Source organism: Serratia liquefaciens (assembly GCF_027594825.1).
Taxonomy (GTDB): Bacteria; Pseudomonadota; Gammaproteobacteria; order Enterobacterales; family Enterobacteriaceae; genus Serratia; species Serratia liquefaciens_A.
In genome coordinates this window covers 2,434,865-2,452,432 of record NZ_CP088930.1, presented here as the reverse complement: position 1 = coordinate 2,452,432, position 17,568 = coordinate 2,434,865, and the positions used below count along the sequence as shown (strand labels likewise).

Below are 17,568 nucleotides of genomic sequence, written 5' to 3'. Positions count from 1 at the left end.
CAATCACATTGCGGGGTTCTTATTCGCCAGTGGAAAATAAGAAGGTGGGTTTTTATTTTTCTAAATAATAATTAGGCTGCTTGTTTATATTTTTAATAATCACCTCTCAATTACTCATAATGAGGTAATTAAAAAAGTAAATTAATTGGACTTTTCCGCTCTCGTCGTTATAGGCGGTTATCGGCAGCTCTGGGAAAAATCTGAATTTTTATTTTGTGCGGGGATAATAGAGGATGGGGATAATTCTGACAATCCGACCAGTGGGAAATACGAAATTTCGCAGAAGAGTTTGGGGGCGCAAATGGCTGCACCCCGAGGTGTAATTATTTTTTATTGATCGGTCGACCGGACCAGTAACCCGCCAGCAGGGATCCGGACAGGTTATGCCACACCGAGAACAAGGCACCCGGCAACGCGGCCAGCGGTGAGAAGTAGATTTTGCCCAGCGTCGCGGCCAGCCCGGAGTTCTGCATGCCGACTTCAATTGCCAGCGTACGGCAGGTCGATTCGTCGAAGCCGAACAGCTTGCCGCCCCAGTAACCGCTCAGCAACCCGATGCCGTTGTGCAGGATCACCGCCACGATCACCACCAGCCCGACCGAGGCGATATGGCTCTGGCTGCCTGCAACCACGGCGCTGATGATTGCCAAAATGCAGATCATCGACAACGCCGGCAGGATCGGCTCAATGCGTTTGACGGTTTTGGTAAAGGTGTGATGGACGATCAAACCCAGGCCAATAGGGATCACCACGATCTGCAGAATGCTCAGCAACATCCCCATGACATCGACGCTGATCTCGGTATCGACATACAGGCGGGTCAGCAGCGGCGTCGCGAATACGCCCACCAGCGTGGAGACTGCCGAAATGGTCACTGACAGCGCCACATCCCCTTTGGCCAGATAGATCATGACGTTGGAAGCGGTACCGCTGGCCACGCTGCCGACCAGCACCATGCCGGCGGAAAGATCCGGGGGCATATGGAACAGCATTGCCAGCAGCCAGGCCGCCAGCGGCATGATCAGGTAATGCAAAAAGATCCCCGCGGCGACCGGGCCTGGGCGGGACAGTACGCGCTTAAAGTCATCTAGCCGCAGCGTGACGCCCATGGCGAACATGATCAGCATCAGCAGCGGGCTGACGTAGGGGCCGATACCGGTAAAGGTGGTGGGCGTGCTGTAGGCGGCGACGGCGAGCAGCACCGCCCACAGGGGGAATAATCGGGTAAATTTTGCCAGCATGAGTGAGGTTTTCCTTAGCCAAATAACAACGATGGGGTGGTGTTGTGTTTTTTGCGGGTTCGGTGAACTGAACCCCTACGGTTATGAACTGATTTTTTAGATGTAGGGGCGCAGCATGCTGCGCCCGCAGAGGAGGATGATAGTTTATTCGAACAGGTTGTGGTGCAGGGTGCGAACGACTTGTTCTGCGTCGTCGCCCGGTACCAGGAAGCACAGGTTGTAGCTGCTGGCGCCGTAACAGATCATGCGGATATTGAACGGATCGAGCACGCCGAACACTTCTTTGCCCACGCCGCAGGCCTGGGAAAGCTTGTTGCCGATCAAGGCGACCAGCGCCAGGTTTTCTTCCACTTCTACCCGGCACAGTGACGACAGCTCGGTCAGCAATGACGTGGTCAGCAGGCTGCCGCCGGTGGAGGTTGAACCCGTGGTATCCATGGTCAGCGCGACGCTAACTTCGGAGGTGGTGATCAAGTCCACCGAGATATTGTGGCGCGCCAAAATGCTGAACACCTCGGCCAGGAAACCGCGTGCGTGCAGCATGTTGAGGCTGTGCAGCGTCAGCAGGGTTTGTTTGCGGCGCAGTGCCAGCGCGCGGAATAGCGGTGGGTTCTCGGTGGTGTTGCACACCAGGGTACCGCCGGCGGACGGATCTTTGCTGGAGCCGACGAACACCGGAATATCGCTGCGAACGGCCGGCAACAGGGTGGCCGGGTGCAAGACTTTTGCGCCAAAAGTGGCCATTTCAGCGGCTTCTTCAAAAGCGATTTTATCGATGCGTTTTGCCGCCGGAACCACGCGTGGGTCGGTAGTGTAGATGCCCGGCACGTCGGTCCAGATATCGACCCGGCTAACGCTCAGCGCTTCGCCCAGCAGGGCGGCGGTGTAATCGCTGCCGCCGCGGCCCAGCGTGGTGGTGCGGCCTTTCGGCTCGCTGCCGATAAAGCCCTGAGTGACCACCAGGGCTTCCTGCAGGCGTGGCTTGAGCAGCGACTGGGCCAGTTGGTTCAGCGCTGCGCTGTCCGGCGTTGCGCGACCGAAATGATCGTCGGTGTGCATCACTTTACGTACGTCAAACCACTCGGCCTGCACATCACGACTGCGCAGGATCTCAACGAACAGCAGGGTAGACATCAGTTCGCCGTGGCTGACCAGTTCGTCGGTCAGCGCCGTGGAGGTGGCCAAGGAGGCCGCTTCGGACAGCATGGCGATATTTTCCAGCATGCGGTCGATTTCGTCGCGGATGACCGCCGGATTATCGAGGCGATCGAGAATGGCGTATTGAATGCGGCGGATTTCGTCGAGCTGATAGTGACGTTTGTCGGCATCGCTGCCTTCGGCCAGAGCCACCAGCAGGTTGGTGACGCCCGCAGAAGCGGACAATACCACCAGACGTACGTTCGGATTGGCGAGAACGACGTCGGCGCTGCGGTTCATGGCTTCATAGTCGGCAACGCTGGTGCCGCCGAATTTGGCGACAACGGTGGCATTCTGGGGTGCTGCTTGGTTCATGTAAAAACCTCGTGTCAGGGTGGCCCTCTTCAGAGAGCACTTTTTTCATAGCCTTGGCACAAGGGGGGAGCGATAAACGGGAGCAGACGTAGAAGTGAAAGCTACGATACACCCAGAAGCGCCCCACCTTGTTGATTGCCCTTACGGACAATTCTGGTGACAACCCAGGGGATTCAGCCCCTGTAGTCGATACGATGAATGCCGCGCATCACCTTACCTCGGCGTCGCTCCCCCTCAAGCGTCGTCATTGGAAAACGGCTCCTCTGACACTCTACCTGGGCGACGCGCCTCTTCTGGCTTGCACACCGGGTGCGCAAGTAGGCTGTTAGGAATAGCCCGATATCGTGCCGCTGTCAACGTCCGGAAGTTGAGGGATTTTCATCTTGTACCAGTGCAATCAGCGTACAGGGCATTGCCGGGACGAAACCGGCGCCGATCGGCTGCAGCGTGCCGTCTTCCCGCTGGCTGAAAAGCGGAATAACACTATGGTTTTTCTCTATATATTCCAACCAACCGAAGTTCTCGTTCAGCTTGGTGGCCTTGATGGTGGCGCCCTGGGCAATCAGGCTGCTTAGCCGACCGTAGGTGGCCTCTTGATTGAACAGGATCTCATGCCGGCGGAAACGCGAACTTTCCGCACTGTTGCCGCGACCTTTCAGCGGGGCACCAGAACGGATGGCGAACACCTGCCCTTCGCCAAAAATATGGCCGAAGTGATAGACCGCCAAAGCATTTTGGTGGCGGTTGGGGGAGAGCGCCAGTACTTGCGCGGTGTCGCTAAGATCGAGGTAGTTTTCGGCATGTTCAGAGTAAGCATGGCCATAATAGGCGGGGATGCCGTCCATACGCGCCTGGCGATAATATTCCCAACTGCTGTCGGTAACGAGCACCGGGATATTCAACTTCATCAACGCCTGTGCCAGCATACGCGCGACGCTATTGGCGCCGACAATCAGCACCCCCCGCGGTTTTTGCTGCTGTACCCGCAGCCAACGCGCCATCATGCCGCTGGTCAGGCTTTGCAGTACCACGGTGCCGATGATCACGGCGAACACCACGGTTACCAACCGATCGGCGCCCGGATAACCGCTGCGCTGCAGCGTCAGGGCAAACAGCGAGCTGACCGCCGCGGCGACGATGCCACGTGGAGCGATCCAGCATAGCAGCAGGCGATCGCGCCAGTGCAGGGAAGAGCGCCAGGTTGATACCGCAATACACAGCGGGCGGGCGACGAACTGCACCACCAGCAACAGGCCCAGTAACGGCCAGCCCATGTTCCACAAGGCCTGAACGTCGAGCCGTGCCGCCAAAATGATAAACAGCGCCGAAATCAGGATCGCCGACAGCTCTTCCTTGAACGCCAGAATGTCGCTGGTATCCACATCGCGCATATTGGCCAGCCAAATGCCCATCACGGTAACGGTCAGCAGCCCTGATTCATCGGCGATGGCATTGGACACGCCAAAGGCGGTGAGCATGATCGCCAATACCGCCAGGTTTTGCAGGTAGCGCGGCAGCCAGACGCGGCGCAGCGCCAGGCCCAGTAAATAGCCGAACAGCGCGCCAGCCACCAGACCGACGGCGGCGGTAATGCCCAGCGTCCAGAACAGGTGGGTGTAAGATTCTGAATGCTGTTTCAGTACGATAAATTCGAACACCAGCAGGGTAAAAATGGCGCCGACCGGGTCGATAACGATGCCTTCCCAGCGCAGTACCTGGTTGATATTGGCATTCGGACGCACCACGCGCATTAACGGGGCAATCACCGTTGGTCCGGTGACCACCGTGACCGCGCCGATCAGCGCCGCCAACTCCGGTGGAAAGTCCAGCAGCCACCAGCAGGCCACGCCGATCACCAGGAAGGTCATCAGCATGCCAATGGTCACCAGATTGCGCACCACGCCGCCGAGGCCGCGTATTTCCTCGACCCGCAGCGTTAGCGCCCCTTCAAACAGAATAATGGCGACCGACAGCGACACCAGCGGGAACAACAAATCGCCGAACAACGCGTCCGGCTGAACCCAATGCACCACCGGTCCCAGCACGATGCCAAACACCAGCAACGGCAAAATGGCCGGCAGGCGCAACACCCAGGCGAGCCACTGCGCCAGCAATGAACTCAATCCAATCACCACCAACATCAATGGGGCAGATAATTCCATAGTCATGTCCTTCGTCGTTCACACCGCAGCCTGGCTGGCCGCGCATCCTTAGCCTAATTACGTCATTAACGTGGTGATAACCTGACACAGTTTAGTGACAGTTAAGCAACCCTGATAACAGGCTGTTATCCAAAAGTATAGGGGAAGTGCTGAAACGATGCGGCGGCAATTGACAGTTAGCGCCTATCGCAAGAAAAGAGATCATAATCACGGTCGAACAGGCTACAATCGGTCAACCACGTCACATTTATTCTCAAGCCTAAGAGTGTTGCTATGAAAAATATCAATCCTAGTCAAACCGCTGCTTGGCAAGCCCTGCAGCAACATTTTGAACAGATGAAAGACGTACAGATCGGCGATCTGTTTGCTCAGGACAAAGAGCGTTTCTCCAAGTTTTCCGCCACCTTCAACGACCAGATGCTGGTGGACTACTCTAAAAACCGCATCACGGCGGAAACCCTGGAGAAGCTGCAGGCGCTGGCGAAAGAGACCGATCTGCAAAGCGCGATCAAATCCATGTTCGCCGGCGAGAAAATCAACCGGACTGAAGACCGTGCGGTGCTGCATATCGCCCTGCGTAACCGCAGCAACAGCCCAATCATCGTTGATGGCAAAGATGTGATGCCGGAAGTGAATGCGGTGCTGGCCAAAATGAAACAGTTCTGTGACCGCGTGATTGGCGGTGACTGGAAAGGCTATACCGGCAAAGCGATTACTGACGTGGTAAATATCGGTATTGGCGGTTCAGATCTCGGTCCTTATATGGCTACCGAGGCACTGCGCCCGTACAAAAATCACCTGAACATGCACTTCGTCTCCAACGTTGACGGCACCCATATCGCCGAAACGCTCAAACCGCTGAACCCGGAAACCACCCTGTTCCTGGTGGCGTCCAAAACCTTCACCACCCAGGAAACCATGACCAACGCCCACAGCGCGCGCGACTGGTTCCTGAGCACCGCCGGTGACCAAAAACACGTGGCGAAACACTTCGCGGCGCTGTCCACCAACGGCAAGGCGGTTGGTGAGTTCGGTATCGACACCGCTAACATGTTCGAGTTCTGGGACTGGGTCGGCGGGCGTTATTCCCTGTGGTCGGCGATTGGCCTGTCTATCGCCCTGTCAGTGGGCTACGAGAATTTTGAACAGCTGCTGAGCGGCGCGCACGCGATGGACCAACACTTCGCGCAAACGCCGGCGGAGAAAAACCTGCCGGTGCTGCTGGCGTTGATCGGTATCTGGTACAACAACTTCTTCGGTGCAGAAACCGAAGCTATCCTGCCGTACGACCAGTACATGCACCGTTTTGCCGCTTACTTCCAGCAGGGCAACATGGAATCCAACGGTAAATATGTCGATCGCAACGGCAATCCGGTGGACTACCAGACCGGTCCAATCATCTGGGGCGAGCCGGGCACTAACGGGCAGCACGCGTTTTACCAACTGATCCACCAGGGGACCAAACTGGTGCCTTGCGACTTTATCGCGCCGGCCATCAGCCATAACCCGCTGAGCGACCACCATGCCAAACTGCTGTCGAACTTCTTCGCGCAGACCGAAGCTCTGGCATTCGGTAAATCGCTGGAAGTGGTAGAAGAAGAATTCGCCGCCCAGGGCAAAACGCCGGACGAGGTTAAGCACGTGGCGCCGTTCAAGGTGTTTGAAGGTAACCGCCCAACCAACTCCATCCTGCTGCGTGAGATTACGCCGTTCAGCCTGGGCAGCCTGATTGCCCTGTATGAACACAAGATTTTCACTCAGGGCGCGATCCTCAATATCTTCACCTTCGACCAGTGGGGCGTGGAGCTGGGCAAACAGCTGGCTAACCGTATCCTGCCGGAACTGGCGGGTGATGAAGCGGTCAGCAGCCACGACAGCTCAACCAATGCGCTGATCAACCGCTTCAAAGCATGGCGTTAATTGCCGTCTGAATGAATGCCAATAAAAAACCCGCCGCGGCGGGTTTTTTTACGTCTGAAGGAATTACAGATTGATTGGCACTTCGAAACTGATGCCTGCGCCTACGTCATCGGCGGTGCTGGCATTGTTGTCGGTGTACCACAGGCTGGTATCAAACTTGACCTGCGAATCGAAATTGTAGCCCCAACCCAGTTGAATACCTTTCAGCGTGTCGGATTTCGGGAACGCCTTGTTCACTGTTTGGCTGTTCGGATTCACTTTGGCGTACACCAGACGGGTGCTCCAGCGTTGGCCATCGTCCAGCACCATCTCTACGCGGCCGGACAGCATTTGGCCGTCGCCGCCCATGGCGTGGCCCAGCGGGTAGCCTTGCTGATAGTAGCCATCTTTATAAACGTAGTGGCGATACATGACATTATCAGACTTGCCATTAGAGCGGGTATCAGCCCCTTCAATATGCCAGTTAATGGTGGTTGGACCCCATTCAGGGTGGCCTTCCAGACCTAACAGATAGCCATTGTGTGATGGCAGCATACCCGCTTCATCCTCACCGGTGATCTGGCCGTAGAAGCTGACCGGCAGGCCAATCAACGGTTGCAGTTTTAACTTGAAGTCAAACCCGCCCAGTTGGTTGCCCGGATCGTTTTTTGGATCGCCAGTGTTGTCGTTACCGGTTACGCCATCCCAGAATGAACTCCAGGATTGTGGGCGACCGCTACCGCCCCACATCATGATACGCGAGGCACCCAGCTCGAGGAAGTTGGTCGGCATCATGGTAAAGCGGCCGCCAATCAGCTTGGTGTCAGGCACGGCGGTGTACTGCGACAGCTGACCTGCCGTCAGTTGGTACTGCCAACGGCCAATCCACGACAGCCAAGGGGTTTCAAACGGCGATTGGTCGGCGCGCTGCAGCATAAAGCCGGCAACCGGGCGTGCGGCGTCGGAACGGATCAGGCTGCCGTCGTAACCAGGCCCCCACCACTGGGAAACCTCACCGAAGGACAGCCACTGGTTCCAGATTTTCACCGCGCCGTAGGAGCCGTTGAGGTTGAATTTGGAACCGTCGCTGACGCGTTGATCGCCTTCGACTGAACCCTGGAGACGCACGTCCCAGAATTCGCCGTTGGCGCCGGCGCCGACGGTCAGGCTTTGGTCAGCATATTGGCTTTGACCGAATCCCTGAGGCGTACCCGGTTTGTCGGTGGCGGCGTAGCCACTGACGCGGATATTGGCTTTCAGTTCACCGACGCGGCGTTGAACGCGGTCGATGACGTTTTTCTCGGTATTGGTTACCGGTTTGGCTTGAGAAATGACCGAGCTGATCTCTTCCTGGCTCAGTGGCCAGGTGGACAGGCTGACGTTGATGACGCCGCGATCCGACAACCAGGCAAGGTCGTTGCGCAGGTCATTATCAGGGGTTACCAATCCGCTGGCATGGCCGGTTAATGCACAGGTAAACAGGCCTGCGGCGACCAGTCCGTTAAGCTTAGCGCGCATAAATATTCCCTTGTTAATTCGAGTTGTTTGTTTTATGTAAAGATCTATGACCCATCATAGTTGACATTTCAATTTGCTACAAATATATCCATGTGAAACATTTAAATATAACTTATTGAATAATATTTATTTTTTCTTGGTTTTATACGGATGTTAATTTTTAAGATAATGCCTATGTTAGGATGCGCGGATAATTTCAATGAGTTTTATGGGGAATAACTATGGCAAAAACCTCCCGCTCCGTGATGGTGGCCAAAGGGCTGCAACGGGTGCTGAACGTTGGGCTGCTGCTGCTGGCGGCGATCCTGATCGTCTTTTTGGTGAAAGAAACCATTCATTTGGCGAAAGTGCTGTTTGTCAACAACGAGGAGTCGACGTCCTATCTGCTGATTGAGGGGATAGTGATTTATTTCCTCTACTTTGAGTTTATTGCCTTGATTGTGAAGTATTTTGAGTCGGGTTATCACTTCCCGTTGCGTTACTTTATTTACATTGGCATCACCGCAATCATCCGTTTAATCATTGTGGATCATGAAAACCCAATCGATACGCTAATTTATTCCGCCGCGATATTGTTACTGGTGGTGACACTTTACCTGGCTAATACCGACCGCTTAAAACGGGAATAGCAGAAATAAAAATGGCGGCCGGAGGCCGCCAAAGACACAGGTATTGATCGGAAAGAACTGAAGTACATCAAGCGCAATAGGGGCTCTGCATGTCGAGCCCGAGAAACTCTAACCTTTCACCCCGCCAGCCGTCAGGCCTCCGACCAGCCAGCGCTGCGCCAGCAAGAATACGGCGGTAATCGGGATCGCCGACAGCACCGCCGCTGCGGCAAAGTCGCCCCATAAGTAGTTTTGCGGATTCAGATATTGCTGCATACCCACCGCCAGCGTGTAGCTGTTGACGTCACGTAGCAACAGCGAGGCCACCGGCACTTCGGTGATAGCCGCGATAAACGACAGAATAAACACTACCGCCAGGATCGGTACCGACAGCGGCAACAGCACCAGGCGGAACGCCTGCCAAGGGCTGGCGCCGTCCAACGCCGCCGCCTCCTCCAGCGAGTTATCGATGGTTTCGAAATAGCCTTTGATCGTCCAGACGTGCAGGGCGATCCCGCCCATGTAAGCGAAGATCACGCCGCCGTGGGTGTTCAGGCCGATAAACGGAATGTATTGGCCCAGGCGATCGAACAAGGCGTACAACGCCACCAGCGACAGCACCGCCGGGAACATCTGGAAAATCAGCATGCTTTTCAGCAGCGTGCTCTTGCCGCGAAAACGCATGCGGGCAAAGGCGTAGGCGCAGGTGGTGGACAGCGTGACGATGCCGATCGCGGTGATCACCGCGATCTTGATTGAGTTCCACAGCCACAGCAGCACCGGGAACGGCGGTGGGGTAACGCTGCCGTCTGCGTGGGTCACGCTCATGCCGAGCGCCAAGCGCCAGTGGTCCCAGGAAATCTGTTCCGGTATCAGGCTGCCGGTGGCGAAGTTGCCGGAACGCAGCGAGATGGTCACCACCATCAGCAGCGGGAACATGATCAGGGCGATAAAGCACAGCATCAGAATATGGGTCATCCACAGGCGCAGGCGCTGGGATTTGGGTTGGACCATGGCCATTATTTTTCTCCCTAGTCGAAGTTCATCTTGCTGGCTTTCAGATTCAGGATCGCCAGGGCGCCCACCAGCAGGAAGATCAGCGTGGCAATGGCGGCTGCCAGTCCGAAGTCCTGCCCGCCGCCGCCTTCGAAGGCGATGCGGTAGGTATAGCTGACCAGCAGGTCGGTATAACCGGCCGGCGTGGTGGTGCCAATCATGTCCGGCCCGCCGTTGGTCAACAGCTGAATCAGGACAAAGTTATTAAAGTTAAAGGCGAAGCTGGCGATCATCAGCGGCGTCAGCGGTTTGATCAGCAGCGGCAGCGTGATGCGGAAGAAGTTCTGCATCGGGGTGGCGCCGTCCATTGCCGAGGCCTCGTACAGATCGTCGGGTATTGCCTTCAGCAGCCCCATGCACAGGATCATCATGTAGGGATAGCCCAACCAGGTGTTGACGATCAAAATCATGCTTTTGGCGGTGATAGGGTCGCTGAACCAGGCCGGTTTGATGCCAAACAGGTGGCTGAGCATCATGTTGATTTCACCGAAGCTTTGGTTGAACAACCCTTTGAAAATCAGTATCGAAATAAACGACGGCACCGCGTAAGGCAGTATCAGCATCACGCGATAAACCGCTTTGCCTTTCAGCGCTTCCCACTGCACCACGCAGGCCAGCACCAAACCCACCGCCACGGTGAGGATCACGGTCATGACCGAGAACACGATGGTCCAGATAAAAATCGACACGAACGGCTTCTTGATCCCTTCGTCCTGCAGCACGCGCAGGAAGTTTTTCCATCCGATGGTGACGGTATAACCCGGGCTCAGGGTCTCTTTGGCCCAGTTGCCCTCGGCATTTACCGCCTGATAGAAACCAATGTCCGGGTTCGGCCGGTATTGAATATGGGTTTGTTGGTCGGTCAGCGTATTGCTGTCCTTATCCAGCGCGTAGAGCGGGGTGGTGCCGGAAAACTGGCGCAGAGAGCTCATGCGCAGCTCGCCGCCGTCCGGGAGTAATGCCACCAGTTGGCTCAGCGCCTGACGATTTTGCGTGATCACTCGCAGCGTGGCGCGTTCGCCGGCCGGTTCTGCGCTTTCCTCCGTCAGTTTCAGCGTTTGCGGCGCACTGGCGTCAAAGCTGAACGGTTCGGAAATCAGTTTTTGGTCACTGTCAGGGGGGGTTAACTGCAGGCGCCAACGTTGATTTTCTGCCGGATACAGCCCGAAGGTGAAGGTTTTGCCGGTTTGGAACTGGCGCTGCATCAGCACCGACTGAGCGCGTTCAAAGGTGAGCTGGTTGGTGCTGCTGTAGTTGGTAAAGGCGATGGCGATGGTGCAAATCAGCGGAAACAGGACAAACAGCCCCATGCCGGCGATGCCCGGATAAACGTAGCGCCAGGCGTAAGCCCGGCGATTGGCGAAGACGTAAAGCCCGGCGCTGACCAGTATCAGCGTCAGAATGGCAAACAGGTATTCACCCTGTGCATACATCAACACAATCAGATAGCAGGTAACCAGGCTGAACAGGCCGATGACCAGCCATTTCAGTACGTCACTCTGCCACCACTTCGACTTTTTGCGCGCAGGCGACCCGGCGTGAGCTAATTGCATAGGGCGTTCCTTTCTGTGAAGCCACAGCGGGGCGCTGATTCGCACCCCGCACAACGTTGTGTGTTACTTGGTGATACGGGTCTGCACATCATCCAACGCGGCTTTCACCGTCTGACGGCCGCTGACGGCGTTGATTACCGCGCTGCGTTCGGCGTACCAGAAGGCGCTCATCTGCGGGATATTAGGCATGATTTCGCCGTTTTGTGAGTTTTCCATGGTGGCGGCGATTTTCGGATCCTTCGCCAGTTGTTCCTGGTAGGACTTCAGGGCCACCGCACCGAGCGGTTTGTCCTTGTTGACGTCGGCCAGGCCTTCGTTGGTCAACAGATAGTTTTCCAGGAATTCGGTAGCCAGCTCTTTGTTCGGGCTTGCGGCGTTGATCCCGGCGGTCAGCACGCCAACGAAAGGTTTGGACGGCTTGCCTTTAAAGGTCGGCAGCAGGGTGACGCCGTAGTTGATTTTGCTTTGCTCGATGTTTGACCAGGCCCATGGACCGTTGATGGTCATGGCGGTTTGGCCCTTATTGAAGGCGGCTTCAGCAATGGAGTAATCGGTATCGGCGTTGATCTGCTTGTTTTTCACCAGATCGACGATGAACTGCAGACCGGCCTGCGAACCGGCGTTGGCGACGCCAACGTCCTTGATGTTGTATTTGCCATTTTCATACTTGAAGGCATAACCGCCATCGGCGGCGATAATCGGCCAGGTGAAGTAGGGTTCTTGCAGGTTCCACATGATGGCGCTTTTGCCTTTGGCGCGCAGTTCTTTGTCCAGCGCCGGGATCTCTTCCCAGGTTTTTGGCGCCTGCTTGATCAGGTCTTTGTTGTAAATCAGCGACAGCGCTTCTACGGCGATCGGGTAGCCGATCAGCTTACCGTCGTAGCGCACTGCGTCCCAGGTGAACGGGAACAGCTTGTCCTGGAAAGCTTTGGAAGGATGAATTTCTGCCAGCAGGCCGGACTGTGCGTAGCCGCCAAAGCGATCATGGGCCCAGAAGATGATGTCCGGGCCGTCGCCGGTGGCAGCCACCTGCGGGTATTTCTCTTCCAGCTTGTCCGGATGTTCGATGGTCACTTTGATGCCGGTGTCTTTTTCAAATTTTTTGCCGACTTCGGCCAGGCCGTTATAGCCTTTATCGCCGTTGATCCAGATAACCAGCTTCCCTTCCTCGATCTTGGCGAAGGCGGAAGAGGAAAGCACCAAGGTGGTCAGAGCCGAAAGCACCAGTGTGCGGGCGGTGGTAAAGCTGCGAGTCATAATCCAATCCTTCTTTTTTGTGGGCACGTAAGTCAAGGAGAGAGGTTTCGCGGTAATAGTGGGTCACAAAGCGACACATTCTCATCCTCCCCCCCTCTACGCCCCACGCCTGCGTAGTGTGATCCAGTTAACATTGCTCCCTATTCTGTGGTGTCAGACACAAAATAGGGGGACGATTTTTGCCAGGCAGATCACAGATTTGTCTTAAGCGTGGAACTTCTCGTCCCCGTGGTCGTTCTCTCATCCTCCCATCTCCTCCCCCATGAAAAATCCTGTTACGGATGATTACCCTTTGTGGGGATTACCGCACTATCGGCCACATTGATTTTATCGCCACGTGCAGCAGGGAACCGGATTTATGTCGCCAATGCCTACCGTCACTCAGCCAACCCTGTACCGGATCCACCCGGTCAGTTTCCGTGATGGAAACGGGGACGGTGTGGGTGATGCTCACGGCATGATTGCGGCGCTACCCTACCTGAACCAGCTGTCGATAGACGGCCTGGTCCTGCCGCAGGCATTGGCGGAGCAAGAGGGGGCGGCGGTCGCCGCACAGGGTCTGGCGCTGTGGTATTGCGACGGGCCGTATCACATTCGCCGCGCCGCCGCGTCGCAGCAGTACCTTCGTAGCCCATTGGCGCTGGAGGTGGTGCCCTTCAGCGTAGAGAAACTGATTGAGGTGTTGAATGCGCGCCGCGCCACCCTGGCAGACAGCCTGTGGAGCACCGGTGATGCGGATCAACCGCGAGTCGTTAGCCATTGGGGCCAGGGTAATCTGCGTTCGGCCGACGCCTTTTTGACGCTGCTGGCGATGTTGCCTGCGCCCATCTGCCTGTATCAGGGCGAAGAATTGGGCCTGCCACATGCCGCCGGCCTGCAGGATCCGCTGGGTGCACAAACGCCGATGCCCTGGCATGAAGCGCCGGAACAGGTGACCGACGGTGAGATCCACTGGTACCAACAGGTGGCCATCGAACATCGTGCGCTGGCCATCAGCCGCCAGCAGCAGGATCACCAATCCACCTTGCGTTACTGCCAATCCCTGTTGGCGCTGCGCCGCTTGCCGGTGATCCAGCGGGGCGAACTGAGCGTGGTCAGCCAGCATAACGGCGTGGTTCGTTTACTTATTACCCATCAGGATCAATGCCTTGAAGCGCTGATTAACCTGCAGCCTTATACTCAGGCGGCCGCACCGTCTGAGGCGACCTTGCCACTGGCATGGCAGCACGGTGCGCAGCAAGAGGGTCATCAATGGGTTTTGGCGGGTTTTGCGTCCGCCATTTTTACACGAAATGTTAACTGCGAAAGCAGGGGAGTAACGCATGGCTAGCGTCACATTGCGCAGCGTTTATAAGGCCTTCGGCGAAGCTGTGATTTCCAAAGACGTCAATCTGACGATAGATGACGGTGAGTTTGTGGTGTTTGTCGGGCCGTCGGGCTGCGGCAAATCGACGCTGCTGCGCATGATTGCCGGGCTGGAGGACATCACCTCTGGCGACCTGATGATCGGTGATAAACGCATGAATGAGGTGCCGCCTTCCGAGCGCGGCATTGGCATGGTGTTCCAGTCCTATGCGCTGTATCCGCACCTGTCGGTGGCCGACAACATGTCGTTCGGCCTGAAGCTGGCCGGTGCCAAGAAAGCGGAAATCAGCCAGCGGGTGAATCAGGTGTCGGAAGTGCTGCAACTGGCTCACCTGCTCGACCGGCGGCCTAAAGCGCTGTCCGGCGGGCAGCGTCAGCGGGTGGCGATCGGCCGTACGCTGGTGGCGGAACCGGACGTGTTCTTGCTCGACGAACCTTTGTCGAACCTCGACGCCGCGCTGCGGGTGCAGATGCGCATTGAGATTTCGCGTCTGCACAAGCGTCTGCAGCGCACCATGATTTACGTGACGCACGATCAGGTGGAAGCGATGACGCTGGCCGACAAGATCGTGGTGTTGGACGCCGGGCGTGTCGCCCAGGTCGGCAAGCCGCTGGAGCTGTATCACTATCCGGCCAACCGCTTTGTCGCCGGCTTTATCGGCTCGCCGAAAATGAACTTCCTGCCGGTCAAAGTGACCGCCGCAGAGCCGCAACAGGTCCAGGTCGAGCTGCCTAACCGCCAGTTGGTGTGGTTGCCGGTGGAAGGCACCGACGTTCAGCCCGGTACCAACATGTCTCTGGGCATTCGCCCGGAGCATCTGCTGCCCAGTGATGCCTCCGAAGTACTGCTTACGGGTGACGTACAGGTGGTGGAGCAACTCGGTAACGAGACGCAAATCCACATCCAAATCCCGGCAATTCGTCAAAACCTGGTTTACCGCCAGAACGACGTGGTGCTGGTAGAAGAAGGTGCAACATTCGCCATAGGCTTGCCGCCTCACCGTTGCCATCTGTTCCGTGAGGACGGTACGGCATGTAAACGGCTGCACCAGGAGCCGGGCGTTTAAAGCATCACAGTCTGTATAACAGGAGAATAATGATGACTACTCTGCGCAAACTTCCTCTGGCACTGGCAATCGCCGCTGGTGTTCTGACCACTCAGGCGATGGCCGTTGATTTTAAAGGCTACGCCCGTTCCGGCATCGGCTGGACCGGCAGTGGCGGCGAGCAACAGTGTTTCCAGGCTACCGGTGCCGGCAGCAAGTACCGTCTCGGCAACGAATGCGAGACCTACGCCGAGCTGAAACTGGGACAGGAAGTGTGGAAAGAAGGCGATAAAAGCTTCTACTTCGATACCAACCTGGCTTACTCCGTTTCACAACGTTCCGACTGGGAAGACGTGACGCCAGGCTTCCGTGAAGTGAATGTGCAGGGTAAAAACCTGATTGAATGGTTGCCGGGGGCCAACATGTGGGCCGGTAAGCGTTTCTATCAGCGTCATGATGTTCACATGATTGACTTCTACTACTGGGATATCTCCGGTCCGGGTGCCGGCCTGGAAAATATCGATCTGGGCTTCGGCAAGCTGTCTGCTGCCGTGACCCGCAACTCAGAATCCGGCGGCTCTTACGGTTATCTGGATAACGAGTGGGATCAACGTCCGACCGTCAACGACACCTTCGACGTGCGCTTGGCCGGCCTGGAGTTGAACCCGGGCGGCACCCTGGAGTTGGGCGTGGACTACGGTCGCGCCAACACTCAGGACGGTTACCATTTGGCTGACGGCGCCAGCAAAGACGGCTGGATGTTCACCGCGGAACATACCCAGAGCATCCTGACCGGCTACAACAAGTTTGTGGTGCAATACGCCACCGACTCCATGACTTCGCAGAACAACGGCCGCAACCAAGGCTCGACCATCGACAACAACGGCAAGATGATCCGCGTGCTGGATCACGGTGCCATCGACTTCAACGATCAATGGGCGCTGATGTACGTCGGCATGTTCCAGGATGTCGATCGTGACAACAATAACGGCACCACCTGGTACACCGTGGGCGTGCGTCCAATGTACAAATGGACGCCAATCATGAGCACCCTGCTGGAAGCCGGTTACGACAACGTGAAATCCCAGCGCACCGGCGATCGCAACGGTCAGTACAAAGTGACCCTGGCGCAACAGTGGCAAGCGGGCAACAGCATCTGGTCACGTCCGGCCATCCGCGTATTCGCGACCTACGCCAAGTGGGATGAGAAGTGGGGCTACGCCAATAACGATTCCGGTGCCGGTTACACCTCGGGCACCGCGTACAACGACACCAGCCTGCACACCTTCAGCCGCGGCAATGACGACGAAGTCACCTTCGGCGCCCAGATGGAAATCTGGTGGTAATGAGATAACGGGGAGGGCCAGGTGCTCTCCCCAGCCTGTATTCGCCGGCGTCGTCTCTCTTGCCTGAGCCGCGCCGGATATCATGGGGTATAACAATGAAAAAGAATCTGCTGTCACTTTGTCTGTCACTGGCTCTGACCCTTGGCGCACCGCTGGTGGCCAATGCCGATACGCCAGCCAATGTTTCCATCGCGCCGGCCATTAGTGCCAGTACGCTGCAAAGCCTGCCGTGGCAACCGCTGATGCCGCCGGTCAGCCAGGACATCAAACTGGATAATGTCAGCCCGCAAATCAATCAGGGTGACATTCAGGGAGCTATTGCCGCTTATACGCTGCCGGCCGATCGCGGTTCGCTGGAAGTTACGCTGAGCAGCATCAGCAAGAACAACTCACTTTACGCGCCGAGCGTGCTGGTGCTGGATGAGCACCTGCGCCCTGCGGCCTATTACCCGAGCAGCTATTTCCCGTATCAGCCACCGGGTGCGATGTCATCCGATCGGCTGGAGGGCACGCTGAAACTGACCCCGGCGCTGGGTCAGAAACAAATTTATCTGCTGGTGTACACCACCCGTCAGGATCTGGCGAAAACCACGCAACTGACCAACCCGGCCAAGGCCTATGCGCAGGGCGTGGGCAATGCGGTGCCGGATATTCCGGATCCGATCGCCAGGCATAGCACCAGCGGCACCATCAAGCTGAAGGTCACGGCAGAGCAGGGCAGCGGCAATATCATGATCGGCATGCTGCAGCCGGCACCGGCGGCGACGCCAGTGGTGGTGGGCTCAACGGCCGCGGTGGCGGCAGCACCGACTCCAGCGCCGACCCAACCGGCGGAGCCGATGTTGAATGACACCGAAGCTTACTTTAACAACGGCATCAAACAGGCGGTGAAGGCGGGCGATATCGATAAAGCGCTGAAACTGATGAATGAGGCTGAAAAACTGGGTTCCACCACAGCACGTGAAACCTTTATTGGTAGCGTGAAAGGCAAGGGGTAGTACCCGA

At 56.7% G+C, this 17,568-nt stretch carries 13 protein-coding genes and 1 riboswitch; of the genes, 6 read left to right on the top strand and 7 right to left on the bottom strand.

The window, feature by feature from the left end:
- Positions 1 to 323: 323 nt before the first annotated feature.
- The 3 genes from panS to LQ945_RS11125 form a co-directional block, all read right to left on the bottom strand.
- A complete protein-coding gene (gene panS / locus LQ945_RS11135; RefSeq protein ID WP_270102880.1) occupies positions 324 to 1,241 on the bottom strand; it encodes a ketopantoate/pantoate/pantothenate transporter PanS in 918 nt (305 codons plus the stop codon).
- Positions 1,242 to 1,385: 144 nt separating this feature from the next.
- Entirely contained in the window at positions 1,386 to 2,753 is a 1,368-nt protein-coding gene (gene lysC / locus LQ945_RS11130; protein ID WP_270102879.1) for a lysine-sensitive aspartokinase 3, read from the bottom strand.
- Positions 2,754 to 2,861: 108 nt separating this feature from the next.
- Positions 2,862 to 3,054: riboswitch (Lysine riboswitch) on the bottom strand.
- A gap of 52 nt (positions 3,055 to 3,106) precedes the next feature.
- A complete protein-coding gene (locus LQ945_RS11125) occupies positions 3,107 to 4,915 on the bottom strand; it encodes a cation:proton antiporter (protein ID WP_044553823.1) in 1,809 nt (602 codons plus the stop codon).
- 273 nt (positions 4,916 to 5,188) lie between these two features.
- On the opposite strand from LQ945_RS11125, the gene pgi reads away from it, so the two are divergent.
- Entirely contained in the window at positions 5,189 to 6,835 is a 1,647-nt protein-coding gene (gene pgi / locus LQ945_RS11120; protein WP_270102878.1) for a glucose-6-phosphate isomerase, read from the top strand.
- A gap of 63 nt (positions 6,836 to 6,898) precedes the next feature.
- Here the strand turns inward: pgi and LQ945_RS11115 are convergent, their stop codons facing one another.
- Positions 6,899 to 8,332: a capsule assembly Wzi family protein gene (locus LQ945_RS11115; RefSeq protein WP_182824851.1), complete on the bottom strand. Its 1,434-nt coding sequence runs from the start codon at positions 8,330 to 8,332 to the stop codon at positions 6,899 to 6,901.
- A gap of 221 nt (positions 8,333 to 8,553) precedes the next feature.
- Here LQ945_RS11115 and psiE point away from each other — a divergent pair, with 221 nt between their 5' ends.
- Complete coding sequence (psiE, locus tag LQ945_RS11110; RefSeq protein ID WP_020837183.1) at positions 8,554 to 8,961, top strand: phosphate-starvation-inducible protein PsiE; 408 nt, start codon at positions 8,554 to 8,556, stop codon at positions 8,959 to 8,961.
- A gap of 108 nt (positions 8,962 to 9,069) precedes the next feature.
- Here psiE and malG read toward each other — a convergent pair whose 3' ends face one another.
- From malG to malE, 3 genes are all read right to left on the bottom strand, one after another.
- Positions 9,070 to 9,960 carry a maltose ABC transporter permease MalG gene (malG, locus tag LQ945_RS11105; RefSeq protein ID WP_020837182.1) on the bottom strand — a complete coding sequence of 297 codons (891 nt, stop codon included), beginning with the start codon at positions 9,958 to 9,960 and terminating at the stop codon, positions 9,070 to 9,072.
- Positions 9,961 to 9,971: 11 nt separating this feature from the next.
- Entirely contained in the window at positions 9,972 to 11,549 is a 1,578-nt protein-coding gene (gene malF / locus LQ945_RS11100; protein WP_270102877.1) for a maltose ABC transporter permease MalF, read from the bottom strand.
- A gap of 63 nt (positions 11,550 to 11,612) precedes the next feature.
- Positions 11,613 to 12,806: a maltose/maltodextrin ABC transporter substrate-binding protein MalE gene (gene malE, locus LQ945_RS11095; RefSeq protein ID WP_020837180.1), complete on the bottom strand. Its 1,194-nt coding sequence runs from the start codon at positions 12,804 to 12,806 to the stop codon at positions 11,613 to 11,615.
- 358 nt (positions 12,807 to 13,164) lie between these two features.
- Here malE and LQ945_RS24850 point away from each other — a divergent pair, with 358 nt between their 5' ends.
- From LQ945_RS24850 to malM, 4 genes are all read left to right on the top strand, one after another.
- Entirely contained in the window at positions 13,165 to 14,136 is a 972-nt protein-coding gene (locus tag LQ945_RS24850; protein ID WP_044553815.1) for an alpha-amylase family glycosyl hydrolase, read from the top strand.
- A complete protein-coding gene (gene malK, locus LQ945_RS11080) occupies positions 14,129 to 15,238 on the top strand; it encodes a maltose/maltodextrin ABC transporter ATP-binding protein MalK (RefSeq protein ID WP_020837178.1) in 1,110 nt (369 codons plus the stop codon). The genes LQ945_RS24850 and malK overlap by 8 nt, the downstream gene beginning before the upstream one ends.
- A 32-nt stretch (positions 15,239 to 15,270) precedes the next feature.
- The gene (locus tag LQ945_RS11075; RefSeq protein ID WP_046372520.1) at positions 15,271 to 16,563 is read left to right on the top strand and encodes a maltoporin; all 1,293 of its coding nucleotides are present in this window, start codon (positions 15,271 to 15,273) and stop codon (positions 16,561 to 16,563) included.
- A 95-nt stretch (positions 16,564 to 16,658) separates the two neighbouring features.
- On the top strand, positions 16,659 to 17,561 hold the full coding sequence (gene malM / locus LQ945_RS11070; protein ID WP_269934066.1) for a maltose operon protein MalM: 903 nt from the start codon (positions 16,659 to 16,661) through the stop codon (positions 17,559 to 17,561).
- Positions 17,562 to 17,568: the final 7 nt, after the last annotated feature.